Origin of the sequence: Parabacteroides sp. TM07-1AC (assembly GCF_003480915.1) — a bacterium.
GTDB classification, from domain to species: domain Bacteria; phylum Bacteroidota; class Bacteroidia; order Bacteroidales; family Tannerellaceae; genus Parabacteroides; species Parabacteroides chongii.
This window is the reverse complement of record NZ_QUKD01000002.1, coordinates 277948-296073: the sequence shown is the minus strand read 5'-3', so window position 1 is coordinate 296073 and position 18126 is coordinate 277948. Positions and strand designations below refer to the sequence as shown.

Below are 18126 nucleotides of genomic sequence, written 5' to 3'. Positions count from 1 at the left end.
TTTATAAGGTTACACTTAAACCAAACGATAAAGTCTTGGACAAAGGATATCCGCTACCACCGTAACCGGCATCGATCGTTTCCGGGTCGAGGGTTTTGAATAAACCGGTTCCTGTCCAAAGGTTTTCGCCGGAGACGAATACTCTCAGTTTGGATACATAGAATTTGTTGGTGAGAGACGAAGGCAATGTATAGCCTAACTGTACGTTCTTCAGACGGATATAAGCTGCGTTTTGCAGGTAACGGGTCTGTATGTTATGGTTCATGTTCGTACGGAAACTGGGACGCGGGAAATAAGCATCCAGGTTGACGCCGGCTTCACCAGCTTGTACCATAACTGAATTCTCGTCACGGAAATAGTCCAGGTGAGGTTCGTAACAGGTCGACCACCATATGCCGCCGTGGCTTCCCCAGAACGTTGCGCTGTTCTGGTAGTAATCGCGTTTCATCACACCTTGGAAGAAGGCACGGAAATCGATACCTTTCCAATCAGCTGTCAGGTCGATACCGAAATGGTAGCGCGGTGTCGAGTTTCCAATGATGGAAAGGTCTCCGTGGTCGCTGATCGTATTGGCACCGGCATCTACTTTACCGTCGCCGTTCGTATCGGCGTACATGATATCACCGGCGGCCCAGAGCGAACCCAGCGCACTTTGTCCGCCGTTAGGCAGGCTGGCTAGATGCTGGTCCATTTCGGCCTGTGTCTTGGCGATACCGACTGTGGTATAACCCCATATTTCTCCAACTTTCATTCCTTTCCGGTATGTATCGCTTGCAATGACACCGGTTTTGTTCGGATAGCGGGTGATCTCAGTCTGTGAGTCGGACAGCATAAGCCGTACACCGTAACCCAGTCCATTTTGCAGGCGGTCGTTCCAGCCGACAGAAAGTTCCCAGCCATAGGTTTTCAAGTCGGTGTTATTGGTGCGCGGTACGTTTGTTCCTAACGTGATCGGAAGTTCCGGAGCCGGGCCGATCATATCGAGTGTGTTTCTGACGAAGTAGTCGAACGATCCGGTCAGCCGGTTGTTCAATGCACCGAAGTCGAGACCTATATTCCATGTTTTTACCCTTTCCCAAGTCAGGGAGGAGGCGATCAGTTCCGGTGTGATAGCTATATTAGGTCTCATTCCATTGATCAACCACGTTCCGTTCGAGGCCTGGAATTGCATCTGTGCATATGTCGGGTACAGGCTTGTCGTATTCTGGTTCCCTAATTCTCCGTAAGAACCTCTGAGTTTGAATGTGCCTACGTGATCGGCGATCGGTTCCCAGAAATTTTCACGTGCCAGGTTCCACCCCAGTGAGAAGGAGGGGAACAGGTTCCAGCGTTCCGATGAACGGAAGCGTGATGTTCCGTCATAACGCAGGTTGACTTCTGCCAGGTATTTACCCTCATAATCATAGTTGATACGCCCGAAGAAACCGGCAGTAGCCCAATGATCGGAAGAGCCTTTTACAGTCGGTGTGATCGGGTTGCCATTGATATCGACACCGGAAGTAATATCAGTTTCCGGCAGTCCCGGCACAATGATACCGTTACGTTGCAGGTAGGTATATTTTTTCTTCGATAACTCAGACTGGAAGCCGAACATGCCTTTGAAGTTATGACCCGATTCCAGTTGCTTGCTGTATTCCGTATAAGCATTGAAGTTCAGGTAGTTTTCTTTCGACATATCTTCGGATACGGAACTGGTTGAATTATAAACATACGGGTCACCGGAAACGTTATGGTTATAAGTGATCTGGCGATCGGTATGCTGTGTCGAGTTGTAGATACGATAGTTTACGTCGACGAATGTTTTCCAGTCTTTGATCGGTTCCAGTACTAACTGTGCCTGCTGATACAGATAGTCAGCCTGTTTCTTGATCCTGCCACCCTCCACCAGATCGAGTGCCGGGGTAGGAGCACTGTAAAGGTAACCGTTCGGGTCGTAAGCTGGCATATAAGGCCATGCCTGGCGGGTTAACCCTTCATATACACCGTCTAGAGTTGTCGGTTTGGAAATATCTTCACGAATGAAACGGCTGCTGTAGTTCATTTGTGCCCAGTCTGTCATCTTGACATTGATCTTTCCGGTAGCAGTATAACGACCGAATTTATCATCGGATATTTTTAATAGACCGTTCTGGTCTAAATAGTTTATAGACAAGTAATAAGTAACCTTGTCATTCCCTCCGTTTAAACTGAAATTGTGTTCCTGCGAGAAAGCCCAATGCCCAAAGATGGTGTTATACCAATCATGGTTGGCACTACCGGAGCCATAAGGATCCATCCAATAACCAGGATTGTCAGGGTTCTCAATCATGGTAGGTGTAGATGGATGTCCATCTCGGTTATCTTTGATTCGTTGTAACCATGTAGCATCGAAAAAAGGTGTTTGTCCGGCATTCGCTCTCGCTTCGTTGAAATATAAAGCGAATTTATAGGAGTCTACCTGGTCTTGCAACAGAACGGGGTCGTTCCAGCGGAAACTGTTGTTATAGTTGATGACGGGTTTGCCGCTGACACCGGTTTTCGTGGTGATCAGTATCACGCCGAAAGGTGCACGCGAACCATAGATGGAGGAAGCTGCCGCATCTTTCAATACGGAGATATTTTCTATGTCCTGCGGGTTCAGTGCATTGATATCTCCTTCCATCCCGTCGATCAGGATCAGCGGGCTGCCGCTTGAACCTTGTCCGATCGTGGCGATACCACGGATGTTTATATCGGCTGTCTGGCTCAGGTCACCGGAACGTTGTGTGATCTGCAAACCCGGGACCAAACCCTGTAAGGCTTGTGTTGCGGTGGTTACCGGACGGGCTTCCAGGTCTTTTGCATTGGCAATCCCGACGGAACCTGTCAGGTTTACTTTCTTCTGTGTACCGAAACCTACTACCACGACTTCGTCCAGGCTTTGTGTATCTTCTGAAAGAGTGATGGTAAGTGCTTTACCGGCTTCGGCTCTGATTTCCCGGGATAGATATCCGATATATGATATCAACAGGAGGGAGTTCTCGGGAACATCCAGGCTGAAGTGCCCGTCCATATCCGTAATAGTGCCGATCGTAGTTCCTTTGACGGAAACGTTGGCACCGATAACGGGAATGCCGGCTTCATCTCTGACCGTTCCCTGTACCCGTTTACTTTGCTGGGTGGTAAACGGAGTTCCTTTTTTAGACAAAATGATCTGACGGTCTACAATACTGTATTGTACATCCGTGTTTTTGAATAGTTGGTTTAGTACTTTGCCTATATCCTGATTTTTAACCTGTATGTTCACCGGTTTGCTGATGTCGAGCGTATTGTCGGTAAACAGGAAGGTAAACTCGGTCTCTTTTTCGATTTGTTCCAATACCTGTTCGACCGTCGCATGTGAAAAAGCGAGCGATAACGACACAGATTGTGAATAGGATTCTTCTGCTCTTATCTGCAGGATCGTGATTAACAATAAAAATATACCTATTCTCATTTTTCGACAAGTTTTAAAGAAATATAGGGATCCTATATCCCCGAATAATTTCTGGATTTTCATAACTTTGTTGCTGATTTAGTGATTAATTATGTCTTTGGAGCTTGTGCCAAAGATGTGATTTTCGCGAACAAGAGTGAGTTGCACCTCGCTCTTGTTTTTCTTATGTCTGTATTTTCAATCTCTCTCCATAGGCTTCAATCATTTAAGTTTAACAATTCATACTGTTTTATTTTAACCAAACGTCGATTCGCTGTTTAGCAAATGTGGCATCGCTGTTTTGTTTCATCGCATTTACTTTCCACCTGATCGGTGTGGCCTGTTCCAGATAACTGAATATCTGATAGATCGTTTCGTCAGTAAATGTGGCCCAACAATTATATTCCTTATCCTTTTTCTGATTGTGGAGCACTATCTCTACATTGAAACGGTGACCGAGTACCCGGAATACGTCGTCGAGTGAGGCATTCCTGAAAACAATTTTGCCGTCTTTCCAGGCTGTATTCTCATAGATGTTGACTTTCCGAATCTCATATTTATTCGTTCGTTTGTTGTAAGACAATCTTTCTCCCGGTTTCAGGCCGGCAATGAACTTATCGTAAGAGTGAATATCCACCAGTCCTTCTACCAGGATTGCTTCTACTTCTTCACGTTCATCGTATGTGTTTACATTGAATTGTGTACCGTGTGCCATCACTTTCAGACCGGATTTGGTAGTGACGAAGAATGGGTGTTCCTTATCCGATTGCACTTCGAAATAACCTTCTCCTGTCAATTCCACTTCCCTGGTGTTTCCGGTGAAAACGGTCGGGTAACGTAGTGTACTTCCTGCATTCAGGCTGACTTTCGAGTGATCCGGCAGTTCCAGTCGTGTGACCATACCCGGGGCGGAAAGAACCTCCATGAATTGTACGGAGCTTTCGATCGCCGGTACTTGCTGTTCAAAGTACAGATATCCGAAAGTCAGTGTAGAGAGTAGGAGAGGTATACTAATAATCGCAGCGACACGCGATAAATAATTTACCAGGGTCTTTCTTCTGTTTCTCTTTTCCAGTTCTCTGTTCACTTCGGCAAATGCCTCCTGCGAGTTGAACGAATTATGCTCGTTTATCTTCGTTTTCAATTCCAGGGCCCGACGGAGAACGTCTGATTCCTTTTGATGGTCATTCGATTCTTTCAGCCAGGATTCTACTTGCCGGGTTTCTTCCGGGGTGGTTTGCTTCTGCGTATATTTTATTAATAATGTCTCCTTTTCCAAATCAAAAAAATCTTTTTTTTTCATTGTCGATAATGTTATCTTTGATAGATGAAAAATATGCTTCTTTATATATAGGATAACTGACCGTAAAAAGACCGCCAGTTATTTCATGATTTTTTTCAGAAAATTTTCAATACATTTGTATCTGTATGGAAATGACTACTCAAATACAGAATCCTGATGAATTGTTATGGAAGATTGCCATAAACGATGATAAAGAGGCTTATCGAATACTTTTTGATCTTTTTTATCCGGCATTATGTCTCTTTGCCAAACGCTATGTCGAAGAGCGGGTTATTGCCGAAGATTTGGTTCAGGATGTATTTGTAACTTTGTGGGAAAGCAGGAAAAAAATAAGAGTGGAATCGTCTGCCAGAAATTATCTGGTTGTCAGTGTCAGGAATCAATGCCTCAATTACCTGAAGCGGGAAGGGTACAAGCAAAATTATATCGATGCTTATCTGGCAAAGAATGCAGATCAGTCCGATTATGATGAATTTTATCTGCTGACCGAACTTCAGAAGCTTTTGGATGAAGCACTGGCAAAACTACCGGAGACGTATCGTCTTATTTTTGAAATGAGTCGGTTGGAGAACAATAGCAATACGGAGATTGCCGAAAAACTGAATATACCTTTACGTACGGTGGAACGTTATAAAGCAAAGGCAATTGAAATACTGAAAAAGGATTTGAAAGATTATTTGCCGTTGCTTCTCTATTTCCACTTATTGAGTTGACAAGTAACACAGATGACAGTTAATAGTTGAATAGTATGATTGAAATATCTATTAACTGTCCACTGTCATCTGTCCACTATCACCTGTTTACAGCCATTCTTTCATAAAGTCGTCCATCTCTTCAGCATGTTCTTCCAGGCTTTGTAGCAGTTTGAACTGAGCTTTTGTACGGATCAGGTTATGTTTCGGGCTATGGATCTTATAATAAGTATCGCCGTTGATGTAGTCTGTCAGGAAGCGTACAGTCTGCATATAAGTCAATAAACGACCGCCATAAGGAAGCAGGCTGATTTCAAGCGGAGAAAGGAATGCCTTGGCTGTTTCCATGTAACCACGGGTATATGCTTTGAAGATATCCATGTTCACATTTACGTTGTCCAGGTTTTCATCGTCTTCTGCACCGGTGTTTGCTCCTGTACGGATAAAGTCACCGATATCCGACAAAACGAATCCAGGCATAACGGTATCGAGGTCGATCACACAAAGCACTTTGTCAGTGTCGGCATCGAACATCATGTTGTTCACCTTTGTATCGCAATGGTTTGTACGTTTCTGAAGTTTGCCTTCACGGTACAAGCGTTCCTGGATACACATGGCTTCCGCACGTTTTTCTACTTCTTCGATCAGGTCTTTTACTTCTTCCAGACGTCCTGCAGCATTTGCTTTTACAGCGTCATGGAATTGTTGCAGGCGGAATTCCATATTATGGAAGTTAGGAATTGTTTCACCCAGCGATCCTTCCGGCAGGTCTGACAACATGGATTGGAAATCGCCGAAAGCTTTTCCTGCTTCATAAGACAGTTCGGGAGTTACTTCTTCGTAGCTTTTGCTGTTCGGGATGAACAGGCATACACGCCAGTAGCTGTCGCCGTCGAAGTAATAAGGTTTGCCGTCTTTTGTCGGAAGGAAAGTCAATACTTTACGGTCGATATCACTTTCACCCTTGGCTTCCAGTTTCTTACGGATATGTGTCGTTACAGTGTTGATATTATTCTGTAACATATCTACATTTGTAAAGATCAGATGGTTGATACGTTGTAATACGTATTTGATTTCACCTTTTTCGTTCGTTACTTTCAGCGTATCGTTAATGTGTCCGTTTCCGAAAGGTTCAGCGGAAACAACTTTTTCTGCCAGTGTGAACTGGTCGAGAATGTTCAGTAATTCTTCTTTTGTTTTTGCCATGGTATTTTATTCGATTAATATAGCTTTTAACAAGCTACAAATATAGGAATATTTTTGATTTCCCATCCATCTTATCCCTAAAATGGGACAACACAAAAAAAGGCTACGAACTGAATCGCAGCCTTTTTTCAAATCCTTGTGGGAAATGATTATTTCTTGTTACGGTTACCGTAGCGGCTCATGAACTTATCAACACGTCCGGCAGTATCGATCAAAGTAGACTTACCTGTATAGAACGGGTGAGAAGTATTTGAAATTTCGACCTTAACCAATGGATAAGTTACACCATCAATTTCGATAGTTTCTTTTGCATTGATAGTAGAACGAGTAATAAATACGTCGTTATTTGACATGTCCTTGAATACTACAGGACGATAGTTTTCAGGATGAATTCCTTTTTTCATTGCTTTATTATCTATTTAATTTAAACTCTTATTAGTTTGGTAACCGGTAAATTGGCTTGCAAAGGTATGGATTTGCTCTAAACAAACAAAGAAATTCCGACTATTTTTTTCTAAACCTTGACTTTTGTGTTATTTTATATGCTTAATAGCATAATATATTTGGATAGTTTTTATCTTTGTACAAGATTTTCAATCATTAACGTAATAACATATACAACAATGGTAAATTACAAAGACTTAGGTTTGGTAAACACTAGAGAAATGTTTGCTAAAGCCATCAAAGGCGGATATGCAATTCCGGCTTTCAACTTCAATAACATGGAACAGATGCAGGCTATCATCAAGGCTGCTGTTGAAACAAAATCTCCGGTTATCCTGCAGGTATCTAAGGGTGCTCGTCAGTATGCTAATGCAACTCTGTTGCGTTACATGGCTCAGGGTGCAGTTGAATATGCAAAGGAATTAGGTTGCGAAAATCCGCAGATCGTTCTTCACCTGGATCATGGTGATACATTTGAAACTTGCAAAAGCTGTATCGATTCAGGTTTCTCTTCTGTAATGATTGACGGTTCTCACCTGCCTTACGAAGAAAATGTTGCTTTGACTAAGAAAGTGGTTGAATATGCTCATCAGTTCGACGTAACAGTTGAAGGTGAACTGGGTGTATTGGCTGGTGTTGAAGACGAAGTTTCTTCTGATCATCACACATATACTGACCCTGAAGAAGTAATTGATTTCGCTACTCGCACAGGTTGCGATTCTTTGGCTATCTCAATCGGTACTTCTCACGGTGCTTACAAATTTACTCCGGAACAATGCCATATCGATCCGAAGACTGGCAAGATGGTTCCTCCTCCATTGGCATTCGAAGTATTGGACGCTGTAATGGAAAAACTTCCGGGATTCCCTATCGTTCTTCACGGTTCTTCTTCTGTTCCTGAAGAAGAAGTTGAAACTATCAACAAATACGGTGGTGCTTTGAAGGCTGCTATCGGTATTCCTGAAGAAGAATTGCGTAAGGCTGCTAAGTCTGCAGTATGCAAGATCAACATTGACTCAGATTCTCGTCTGGCTATGACTGCTGCAATCCGTAAGACTTTCGCTGAAAAACCGGCAGAATTTGACCCTCGTAAATATCTGGGCCCGGCTCGTGATAACATGGAAAAACTGTACAAACACAAAATTCTTAACGTTTTGGGTTCTGACAACAAACTTTAATCCAAGTTACAGATTAAATATAGGAAGCCACTCTGCATTTGCAGAGTGGCTTTTTTATCTGAATCCTTTCAGTGGGCGTGGTTGTGAAATTCTCAGGCTACTGACTATTGCGGCGACAACAGCAAAAGCGGTAGCCAGATATAGACAGGCTTGTGTACTGTTGTTGGGAACTAAATTGAATATCATGGCAACCAGTGTTGCTCCCAGTGTTTGTCCCAGTAGACGGGCGGTGCCCAGCATTCCGCTGGCTCCGCCACTTCGGTTGGATGGGGCTGAAGAGATGATAGTGCTGTTGTTGGGTGTCTGGAATAGCCCGAAGCCGGCTCCACAAATAAACAGGCGCCATACTATATCCATATTTGTCGGATTTTCAGGCAGTATGGCGAGAAGGAAAAGACCGGCTGCAAATACGGTCATGCCGATACCTCCTAATATACCTGCATGGATACGTTCTACCAGTCGTCCCGCAAGGGGAGCCATGATCATGGTGGCCAACGGCCAGGGTGTCAGAAGTAAGCCTGTCGTAACATCACTGCGTCCCAGCGAACCCTGCAGGAAAAAGGGGAGGGAGATCATTGCCAGCATTTGCCCGGTGAAAGAACAGATAGATGTGCCGATCGACATGGAGAAGATCGGGATACGCATCAGGTCGACCGGTAGCAACGGAAACTTCTCATGCAGTTGGCGGCGTACAAAGAAATAACCGATCACGAACAATGCAAATATCCCGGCTATGATCAATGTTGTGTTTTCTTTGTGGGCAATACCTTCTAATGAGAATATAAGCAGACCAAAGGTGACTGCGTTCATCAGACAACTGAGCTTGTCGAAACGGCGTTTGGTTACTTTTATCGGATTGTCAGGCAGGTACATCAGTCCGATTGCGAGTGCAGCAATTCCTATCGGGATATTGATGGCAAAAAGCCAATGCCAGGAACCCAATGAGAGAATGATTGAAGCGATTGTAGGTCCGGCAGCAATCGATACGGCAACGACAAGGGCGTTGATACCCATCCCACGGCCTAGAAAACGTTTGGGATAGATGATCCGGAGCAGCGCCGTATTCACGCTTGTGATTGCGGCTGCTCCGAATCCTTGTAAAATACGGGCGGCTGTCAGCATCCAAAACGAATCGGCTAAAGCGCAGATGGCAGATGTGATGCTGAACAGCAAGATTCCTGATAAATAAATCCTCCGGTAACCGTAAATGTCTCCCAATGAGGAGAAAGAGAGAAGCGAAATGGTGATGGCCAGCTGATAGGCATTGACTACCCAGATCGTTACAGACGGTGATGTTCCCAGGTCGCGGGCTATGGTCGGTAATGCAACGTTGGCGATGGTTCCGTCTATCACCGACATTCCTACTCCTAAAGCTGTGGCTAAGATGGCCCAGTAACGCTTGGGTAACGGCAGTCCGTCGTTTTCATTTACAGTTGTGGCGCGATTTGACAATATCATTTTATCTTATTTACTTGATAACTTCTCTTACCGCCTCCAACATTGGTTCGACAGTGAGCGGACTGCCGGTTGCCAGTATCATCCATTGGTTCGGTGTAAGGCGTCCCTGGCGAAATATACGTTCGACTTCGTTGGCGAAATCCTTCCCTTCCAGATACTGGTCGAGTTGAAATTCGATGATCTGTCCGAATGCATAGGCCGATAAATACAGCGGATAACTGATCATATGTGAATAAACGGCCAGTACGGTTTCATCTTTTACCCCGAAAACAGGAGCATAATATTTGTTCCATATTTCTTTAGACAATGAGATGGTTGCTTCTTTCAGCTGTTCCGCTGTTGCGTCCGGATGGGCATACATCCATTTCCAGACAGAAATATCCAACATGGATACACCGCATATTTCATACATGCTCCATATCTTGTCCAGCACATCCATCGCTTTCTTCTCCGGATTCGGATCGGTGATTCCTAAAATTTCAAGATCACGTTTTTGGAAAACAAATGCCAGTGCCTCGGTGAAAGCGGTGTTCGGAACGCCATGCAGCATATAATAATCCACGTCATAAAGTGACAACGTCTGTTCCACATTATGCCCAAATTCATGAATGGCAATGTTATACCCTTTGTAATTCATTCCGGAAGAAGGGATACGGGTACGAAGGCGCGACTGTTGTCCTTTCATCGAAGCTCCCCAGGCGTGTCCTGAACCACGGGCCGCATCTACTGTGATCTTGTCTGCCAGGTAGTTTGCGCGTTCGGCACTGAATCCCAGTTTCATCAGGATATCCGGCAGTTTGTTATCCAGTGCGGCAGCATCCGGGTAAAGAGCCTGCGTCTGTGCATCCAGCTTCGTTTCATCCAGGTTGCTGCGGGCTTTGAAACCATCGTACCAGATGTCGTAAGCTTCCAACTTACGTCCCAGACGCTTGGAGATCATTTTACCGACCTCTTTCAGTTCGGGGGCAGAAAGAAATTCGTCAAACAGTTTTTCTACATCTTGCAGGGCTACTTCCATATCATCATTGAATTTGCGGTCGATATAAGTATTTCCGGTGTATTGGTCGATGCCTTGCATAGCTTTGAAATTGTTCAGCATCTTCTGATAACGGGTTGTCGATTCGGGTGTCGATTTTACCTCTTTACCGTTTTGTTTGATTGTGTTTGTATACGGCTCCCATTCATAGGCTCCTGAATTGATTACTTCAAGAGGTATATCCTGCGATATGATACGTTTCATCACTTCGTAAACCGTACGTTGCTTATCCAGGCCTTCTTTTCCTTTGTTATAGTTCGCTTTGATCTCGTCACGCAAATTCCAGTGTGATAACAGGATCATGTCTTGCGGAAACAGCAACTGCCCTTTCTTGTTTGTCACATGCCCCATATAAATATTGTACTGGGAAATATAGATATCGGCATCGCTTTCAGCGTTTGATGCAGCTTGCAACAGGGAGGCCGGGATGCGTTCCGTGAACAGGTCACCCATACGTGCGTAAGCCCATGCTTTACGGTCGGTTCCGAGTGCTTCCTTTTCTTCAAGGGTGAGATGCGGAAAATTCAGGGCAATGATAAAGGCGATTTTGTTGTTGTACAAGTCATCGCTCAGGTGAGTGGACGGACTGTATGAACCGAATTTCTCATCGATAGAGAACAGCGGTCCGTTATCTAGATGCAGGTTTTTCTGCAGGCGCAGTGACATTTCGTTGAAATGACCGTAAATGCTTTCCAGGTAATCACTGATTTTAAGAAATGTCTGATACTTTTCTTCCGGATCAGTGATATAATTCGCTTCACAGAAAGCCTGGAAAGCGGCATCGTCGCCATCGGTTTCCAGCCAGAGACGGGCAACCTGGTTGACCCCTTTTACAATACCGTTTTTGTTACTGTTGTCTTTGGTGGTTAACGCGTTGATTGTCGATTGTACGACGGACGGGGCAATAGCCGCTTGTCCGTACAGATACGCTAATGAGCAAATAAGCATGATGCAGATGCGTTTAGTTAGATTTCTCATAAGATTTATGTTGTTAAGTTCAAGATCTTTTGCTGCACAAATAAATGTGAAAAACAAATGTAGCTATAATATTTGTATCTTTGTACGTTTTTAAAAAGAGTAAAACTAGAGAAAAATGAAAAAAGTGTGGGGATTAGTGGTTGCTATCAGCATCCTGCTGTCTGTATCCGGTCAGGCATACGGACAATCGTTGAAAGACATCTTGAATTCATCTACCGTAAAAGATGCGGTGACTTCTGTAACAGGAGGTAAAAAACTGACGGTAGAAAATCTGACGGGAACCTGGACATATACGAATCCGGCTGTCCAGCTGGAAGGAGATAACGCCTTGAAGAATGTAGCCGGAAGTGTGGCTGCCGGTGAACTGGAGAAGAAACTGAAAACATATTGCGCCAAAGTGGGCATCGTTGAGGGTATGTTCAATTATGTATTCAATAGTGACAGTACATTTACGAATGCGTTGAAGAAGAAAACCTTGAAAGGTACTTTCTCTGTTAATCCGGATGAGAAGACGGTTGAGTTGAAATATGCTTTGGGCGGAAAGCTGAAAGTAACTACGCTGACAGCTCATGTCGTTATCTCCGGTGATGAGTTGTCCTTGCTTTTCAATGCCGATAAGTTACTGGATTTTCTGTCGAAGATATCTTCTATCTCTGATAATTCCACGTTGAAGTTGGTTAATAAACTGGCCAGTGAATATGATGGGATGATGCTGGGATTTGAATTGAAGAAATAATTCAGCTTTGGACTTGATCCAAAAGCAGACAACAGATCAAGGCTGAATCGCTTCGCTACTCCGGTGAAGCTCGTTCAGCCTTATTTTTTATTTTAAACCGGATAATAACCTGTAAAGCGTCTTTTTCGTCATAATCTTCTGATTCAGGAAACTGACGATATACCCTGTAATGCAAGCTGCAATAAGTGAGCCTTCGCGTATGCCTTCGATCCCCTGTGTAAACATGAGCGAAATTAGTACCGCTAAAGTAACCAATGTAACATCAAAATAAACTTTAAACTTTCCGAATTCCTTGTTATAGCAACGGGAAGCATATTTTACAAACGCTTCGGCACTCATCATTGCCACTTTGGGTTTGATTTCGAGTACGACACCGATAGACTGTACGAGGCATCCTACGAGTAACAATCCCATCGCCATCCCATAACTGGAAGGCTGTAAATTGCTGGTCAGTATCATATTGAAATCTATAAAAGCCGAGAAGATGAATGAAAAAGGTATCTGAAGAAGAATTTCTATTGTATCCTGCCGGCTTCTGTCTTTCCTGATCAGCCAGAATTGCCCCATGATCAATAAAATATTCACGATAAACGTCCAGGTCCCTAACGAGAAAGGTGTATTAAGACTTAATACGTAATTAACACTGGAAATAGGGGTGGTGCCTAAAGTAGAGCGTACGATCAATACAATACCTACTGCTAAAAAATATAATCCTAAAATAAAAACCGAATACTTTTTTAATAATTCTTTTATCTCCATATCAAATATCTATTTGCTTGATATTTATCTTTTTAAACTTACTGAAAAGATATGCAAATATCCGATTTTTTTACCAGAAAGGGATGACTCTGATGGATAAATTAGTATAAAATAGTCAGATGGGAGGTAAATCTCGTTTAAAGCGAGTAAATTGACTTTCAAAATTTATTTATACATACTGTTATCCTTTACGGAACTCATCAACCAGTTTCAGTAATATACTGCCGTAGTTTTCTATGACTTTCTTTCCTATTCCGGGAATAGCCAGCAACTCTTTGGAATTGGTCGGTAATGTATTTACGATACCCAATAAGGCTTTCTGTTGCAGGATCGTGTAGGGAGGCAACTCTTTTTCTACGGCCAGCTCGTAACGCCAGTTTCTGATGCTGTTGTAAAGGTCCGGATGTAAGATGTCGCTGGAAATCTCCACTTTTGCCGTCTGTGATGAAGAGCGCTCGGAACGTTTTTTGGTCGATGCAGGCGGTTCAATCGATGCTTTGGCCTTGGCGGAGAGATAGCCAACGACAGAAAAACCGTTTTGGCACGCTTTCAATGTTTCCTGCTTCAGATGTAATTCTTCCGTAAATTTGCCGACTGCATTATTGACGGCCTTCCGGCTTTCCTTGTTGTCTATTTCGACTGCCGAGTTTTCTTCCAAAGACGTACAAAGGCTATCGATATGCTCTATAAAATAAGTAACACCTTTTCGGACACGTTCCTGTATCGCTTCGTCTTCCCGGTAATTCGGATTGCCTGTGATCATGCGGGTCAGCTGCTGCTGGAAACGTCCGCCGACCTCTGTTATCACGGAACGGAAAGCATCCCGGGTATTCGCATATTGCGTGTTGAGTTCCGGATATAGCTTTTGTAAATGCGTATAAACCATATAAGCCGCATATTGCAGCCGTTGCTGGATACTCTCGAAGTTGAAAAGTTCGAGAGCCAGTTCCAGGAAATATTCTTGTTGCGCCAGTTCCAGTTGTTCTTTTTGCGGTTGTTTTTCGGCGACGGTAGAGGAAAATTCCTGTATCCGTAAATCCTTGATCATGGCATTACGGGTAATGGGACTGCTTAAAACTAATCCTTCCAGTGTTTTACACCGACTAAGGGCAACATACACCTGCCCATGCGAGAAGGCGGCGGAAGCATCGATGATAGCATGATCGAAAGTCAATCCCTGGCTTTTATGGATCGTGATTGCCCAGGCTGTTTTCAGCGGATATTGACTGAAAGTTCCGGCAATTGTCTCTGTGATCTCTTTGGTCTCGGGATTGATCGTATATTTGACGTTGCTCCAGGTCTCTTTTTCAACTTGTATCTCGTTCCCGTCTTCTCCGACAACGGTGATTTTGTTCGGGTTGATGAAAACGATCTTACCGATTTTTCCATTATAATACCGATGTTCGCCGGAAGAATCGTTCTTGACAAACATAACCTGGGCACCGCATTTCAATTCCAGGTGCTGATCGGTCGGATAGGAGTATTCAGGAAAGTCATTGTTTATTTCCGCATTGAATGTGTACGACTTACCCGGTAATTCCGCCAGTTTACGGTTGTTGAGTTGCTGGGCCTGATAATTATGGGTGGTCAGGGTGATATATCCCTGTCCGTCATCCGGTGTGAAGTCCGGTATATAGCGTTGGTTCAGACAATGTAATGTGTCGTCATCGAACCTGTTTTCCCTGATGTTATTCAATAGATTGATAAACGAACTGTCGCTTTGGCGATATACCTGTGTCAGTTCGATGCAGTAGTAATTACTTTCCCGAAGCGCTTTGCTGTCAAAGAAAAAGGTGGAGGGATAATGTTCTTTCAATAGATTCCATTCTTCCTCTTTGGCAACCGGCGCCAGCTGTTGCAGGTCGCCGATCAATAACAGCTGTACTCCGCCGAATGGCTTTGTCCGGTCTTTATAACGGCAAAGGACATCACTGATAGCATCCAGCAGGTCGGCCCGTACCATACTGACTTCGTCTATCACGAGTAAATCCATACTCCGGATGATGTTGATCTTATCCCGGCTGAATTTATTCATATAGTTGTTACTTTGATTACCTTCTCTGTTAGCGGAAGGAATGTAAGGACCGAAAGGTAACTGAAAAAAAGAATGGATGGTTACACCTCCTGCGTTTATAGCAGCAACACCGGTAGGGGCGACAATAATCATACGTTTAGGAGAAACCTCTTTCAGCTTTTTCAGAAACGTAGTTTTTCCGGTTCCGGCTTTTCCTGTCAGAAAGAGGTGCGTTCCTGTGTTCTGTAGGAAGTTGAAGGCCAGGTCAAATTGTTGGTTCATTTGCATGTTCATAGATCTATTGTTTATGGTATCTGCAAATATAAAATAAAAAAACGTGAAAAAGGGTCTTGTCTACCAAAAATCAAGCAGACAAGACCCTTTTTTATTTATACTTTTTCTCAGACAATCAGATTTGCGATCAACTGAATAGATAAAATCAGGAAAACCATTGCAATAGGGTAAACAGTTGCATAGGCAATACTTGGAGCCGAACTGTCTGTCATAGAGTCTGCAGCAGCCAGTCCAGGGGTACTGGTCATACCTCCGGCAACTGTACCGATCAGGTCGAGGATATTGATTTTAAATACCCAGTATCCGAAAATGAGGGCGATGAGCATCGGAACCATGGTTATCGCCATTCCGACCCCGAATAGCGTCCAACCGCTTTCCTGAAAGGTGGATACCAGATTGACACCGGCTGATGTTCCTACTTCAGCCAGGAATAATAACAATCCCAGCTGACGTAACAACTGGTTGGCGGAACCTGACATAGACCAGACGATCGGTCCGGTTTTTCCGATTGCACTTAAAATAAGCGCCACCATCAGGATACCTCCGGTCAGTCCCGGTGAGAAAGAGAATGAGTCGGAAAAGGAGAGATTCAGTTTTCCGAATAATACTCCTAATACGATACCTGCTGCGATAGGGAAGAAATCGGTGTCGGAAAGTTTCTTCTCGTCATTACCGAGTACCTGTCCCACTTCTTTCAAGTCTTCCTTTTCTCCGGCAATCATCAGTTTGTCTCCAAATTTCAGAGTCAGATCCGGTTCGGGAGGAAGGTCGATACCACTTCGGCGAACGCGTGTTACCGTGCAGTTGAAAGTACTTTGCAGGTTTAAATATCCTAAGGTTTTATTTAATACATTCTTGTTGGTGACAAGCATGGACTGAAGTTCCTGTGTGCTGTTAAAAGGAAGGTCGCCCTTGATACGCTCACCCACTAATATCTCCAGCTGTTCCAGCGATTTGTCATTACCGACGGCCTTGATCAGGTCTCCTTCTTTTAAAACCGTATTAGCTGTAGGGATAGATGTTTTTTCATTGTGTTTGATGCGGGAAACAACAGCTCCTGTCATGCTGCGCAGTTGCAATTGAGCCAGTGTCTTATCGCAGATATTGCTGTTGACAATACGGAATGCGGCAGTATGGAGCGGGGGATATTTGCTTTTCCGTTTGGCTTCCAGTGCCTGTGCTTCGGCATTCAAATCGATACGGAGTATTTTGGGTAATAATTTGATAAATAAAATCACACCGATCACGCCGAAAGGATAGGCGATACCATAGGCGATAGAGGCTGAAGAAGATTGGGTGGTATCGATGGCTACCGCCAAACCGGGTGTACTGGTCAGTGCTCCGGCAATCAGTCCGACGATACTCGGGGTATCGATGCCAAGGGCATATTTAAAAATGATTCCTGTCAGACTGGCTGATCCGATGATAAGTAGGGTAATGATAATCAGTGTTTTACCTTTTGAACGGAAAGAATCGAAGAATCCGGGACCAGCCTGGATACCAATGGTGAAAATGAATAGTACCAAACCGATGTTACCTAATTCCTTGGGGATAGTTACTCCGAAGTGCCCGAACAAAAGTGCAATAAAAATAACGGCAGAAACGTCTAGTGAAAGCCCTTTGATCTGTATCCTGCCCAGAATAAATCCTAATGCAACGATCAGAAACAAAGAAAAATAAGACGATTGAAGCAATGTTTCAAACATGTCAAATAGTTTTATTGTGTAGATTTGAGAGTGCAAAAGTACACTTTTTTAGACGTATAGGCAATCTCCCGGCGATAATTCTGTTACCTTTGCAGCGAATTATTAAGAAGTAAATATCCTGCGCGTGAATCGTTATTTTATTTATTTAGGTTATAATGGTAAGAATTTCTGCGGATGGCAGATACAGCCCAATGGCTTAACCGTGCAACAATGCCTGGAGGAGGCTTTGGCTACGTTGTTGCGTCGGCCGGTTCCGGTAGTCGGGGCAGGGCGTACGGATGCGGGAGTGCATGCTCGGCTGATGGTGGCTCATTTTGATTGGGACGAACCGCTTGCTGATCCGGCTTTCCTGGCAGAGAAGCTGAACCGTTTGCTTCCGAAAGATATTGCCGTTTATCGTGTCGTGCCTGTCAAACCGGAGGCACATGCCCGCTTTGATGCTACTTCGCGTACGTATAAATATTATGTCACTACCCGGAAGGATCCGTTTAATTACGATCTGGTCTACCGGATGAATGGGAAACTGGATTTCGAGGCGATGAACGAGGCCTGTAAAGTGTTGTTCGATTACATCGATTTCACCAGCTTCAGCAAGTTGCATACGGATGTCAAAACAAATAACTGCCGGATCTATCAGGCGGGATGGAAACAGGAGGGGGATGTTTGGGTGTTTACGGTGCAGGCGGATCGTTTCTTGCGCAATATGGTGCGGGCGATAGTGGGTACGCTGCTGGAAGTAGGCAGGGGAAAACTGACAATCGATGGCTTTCGTAAAGTTATAGAGGCAAAAGACAGATGTAAAGCCGGGGGATCTGTTCCCGGTCATGCACTTTTCCTGGTAAACGTCACGTATCCCGAATCCCTTTTTGAAGTATAATAAACTATTAAC

At 44.0% G+C, this 18126-nt stretch carries 13 protein-coding genes; 4 read left to right on the top strand and 9 right to left on the bottom strand.

What is annotated here, in order from left to right:
• Nucleotide 1: 1 nt before the first annotated feature.
• Both DXD68_RS06005 and DXD68_RS06000 read right to left on the bottom strand, forming a co-directional pair.
• The gene (locus DXD68_RS06005; protein WP_122361084.1) at nt 2-3454 is read right to left on the bottom strand and encodes a TonB-dependent receptor; all 3453 of its coding nucleotides are present in this window, start codon (nt 3452-3454) and stop codon (nt 2-4) included.
• Between the two features lie 229 nt (nt 3455-3683).
• A complete protein-coding gene (locus tag DXD68_RS06000) occupies nt 3684-4736 on the bottom strand; it encodes a FecR family protein (RefSeq protein ID WP_122360749.1) in 1053 nt (350 codons plus the stop codon).
• 125 nt (nt 4737-4861) lie between these two features.
• Between DXD68_RS06000 and DXD68_RS05995 the strand changes: the two genes are divergently transcribed.
• A complete protein-coding gene (locus DXD68_RS05995; protein WP_122360748.1) occupies nt 4862-5449 on the top strand; it encodes an RNA polymerase sigma-70 factor in 588 nt (195 codons plus the stop codon).
• 87 nt (nt 5450-5536) lie between these two features.
• On the opposite strand, the gene DXD68_RS05990 is transcribed toward DXD68_RS05995, so the two are convergent.
• Together DXD68_RS05990 and DXD68_RS05985 are read right to left on the bottom strand one after the other, a co-directional pair.
• Nucleotides 5537-6634 carry a phosphotransferase enzyme family protein gene (locus DXD68_RS05990; protein ID WP_122360747.1) on the bottom strand — a complete coding sequence of 366 codons (1098 nt, stop codon included), beginning with the start codon at nt 6632-6634 and terminating at the stop codon, nt 5537-5539.
• Between the two features lie 149 nt (nt 6635-6783).
• Complete coding sequence (locus DXD68_RS05985; protein WP_122360746.1) at nt 6784-7038, bottom strand: type B 50S ribosomal protein L31; 255 nt, start codon at nt 7036-7038, stop codon at nt 6784-6786.
• Between the two features lie 219 nt (nt 7039-7257).
• Between DXD68_RS05985 and DXD68_RS05980 the strand changes: the two genes are divergently transcribed.
• Nucleotides 7258-8256, top strand: a complete 999-nt coding sequence (locus DXD68_RS05980) for a class II fructose-bisphosphate aldolase (protein WP_122360745.1) — start codon at nt 7258-7260, stop codon at nt 8254-8256.
• 54 nt (nt 8257-8310) lie between these two features.
• On the opposite strand, the gene DXD68_RS05975 is transcribed toward DXD68_RS05980, so the two are convergent.
• Together DXD68_RS05975 and DXD68_RS05970 are read right to left on the bottom strand one after the other, a co-directional pair.
• Nucleotides 8311-9714 (bottom strand): MFS transporter, encoded by a 1404-nt coding sequence (locus tag DXD68_RS05975; RefSeq protein ID WP_122360744.1) that lies wholly within the window; start codon nt 9712-9714, stop codon nt 8311-8313.
• Between the two features lie 10 nt (nt 9715-9724).
• Nucleotides 9725-11728, bottom strand: coding sequence for a hypothetical protein (locus tag DXD68_RS05970; RefSeq protein ID WP_233577005.1), 2004 nt, complete (start codon nt 11726-11728; stop codon nt 9725-9727).
• 115 nt (nt 11729-11843) lie between these two features.
• On the opposite strand from DXD68_RS05970, the gene DXD68_RS05965 reads away from it, so the two are divergent.
• A complete protein-coding gene (locus DXD68_RS05965) occupies nt 11844-12464 on the top strand; it encodes a DUF4923 family protein (protein WP_122360743.1) in 621 nt (206 codons plus the stop codon).
• An 87-nt stretch (nt 12465-12551) separates the two neighbouring features.
• Here the strand turns inward: DXD68_RS05965 and DXD68_RS05960 are convergent, their stop codons facing one another.
• The 3 genes from DXD68_RS05960 to DXD68_RS05950 all read right to left on the bottom strand — a co-directional run bounded on the left by DXD68_RS05960 (nt 12552) and on the right by DXD68_RS05950 (nt 17237).
• Entirely contained in the window at nt 12552-13223 is a 672-nt protein-coding gene (locus DXD68_RS05960; protein ID WP_075556446.1) for a YczE/YyaS/YitT family protein, read from the bottom strand.
• Between the two features lie 181 nt (nt 13224-13404).
• On the bottom strand, nt 13405-15525 hold the full coding sequence (locus DXD68_RS05955; RefSeq protein ID WP_199715429.1) for an HRDC domain-containing protein: 2121 nt from the start codon (nt 15523-15525) through the stop codon (nt 13405-13407).
• A gap of 113 nt (nt 15526-15638) precedes the next feature.
• Nucleotides 15639-17237, bottom strand: a complete 1599-nt coding sequence (locus DXD68_RS05950; protein ID WP_122360741.1) for an aspartate:alanine exchanger family transporter — start codon at nt 17235-17237, stop codon at nt 15639-15641.
• A gap of 124 nt (nt 17238-17361) precedes the next feature.
• Between DXD68_RS05950 and truA the strand changes: the two genes are divergently transcribed.
• Complete coding sequence (gene truA, locus DXD68_RS05945) at nt 17362-18114, top strand: tRNA pseudouridine(38-40) synthase TruA (RefSeq protein WP_122360740.1); 753 nt, start codon at nt 17362-17364, stop codon at nt 18112-18114.
• Nucleotides 18115-18126 lie beyond the last annotated feature (12 nt).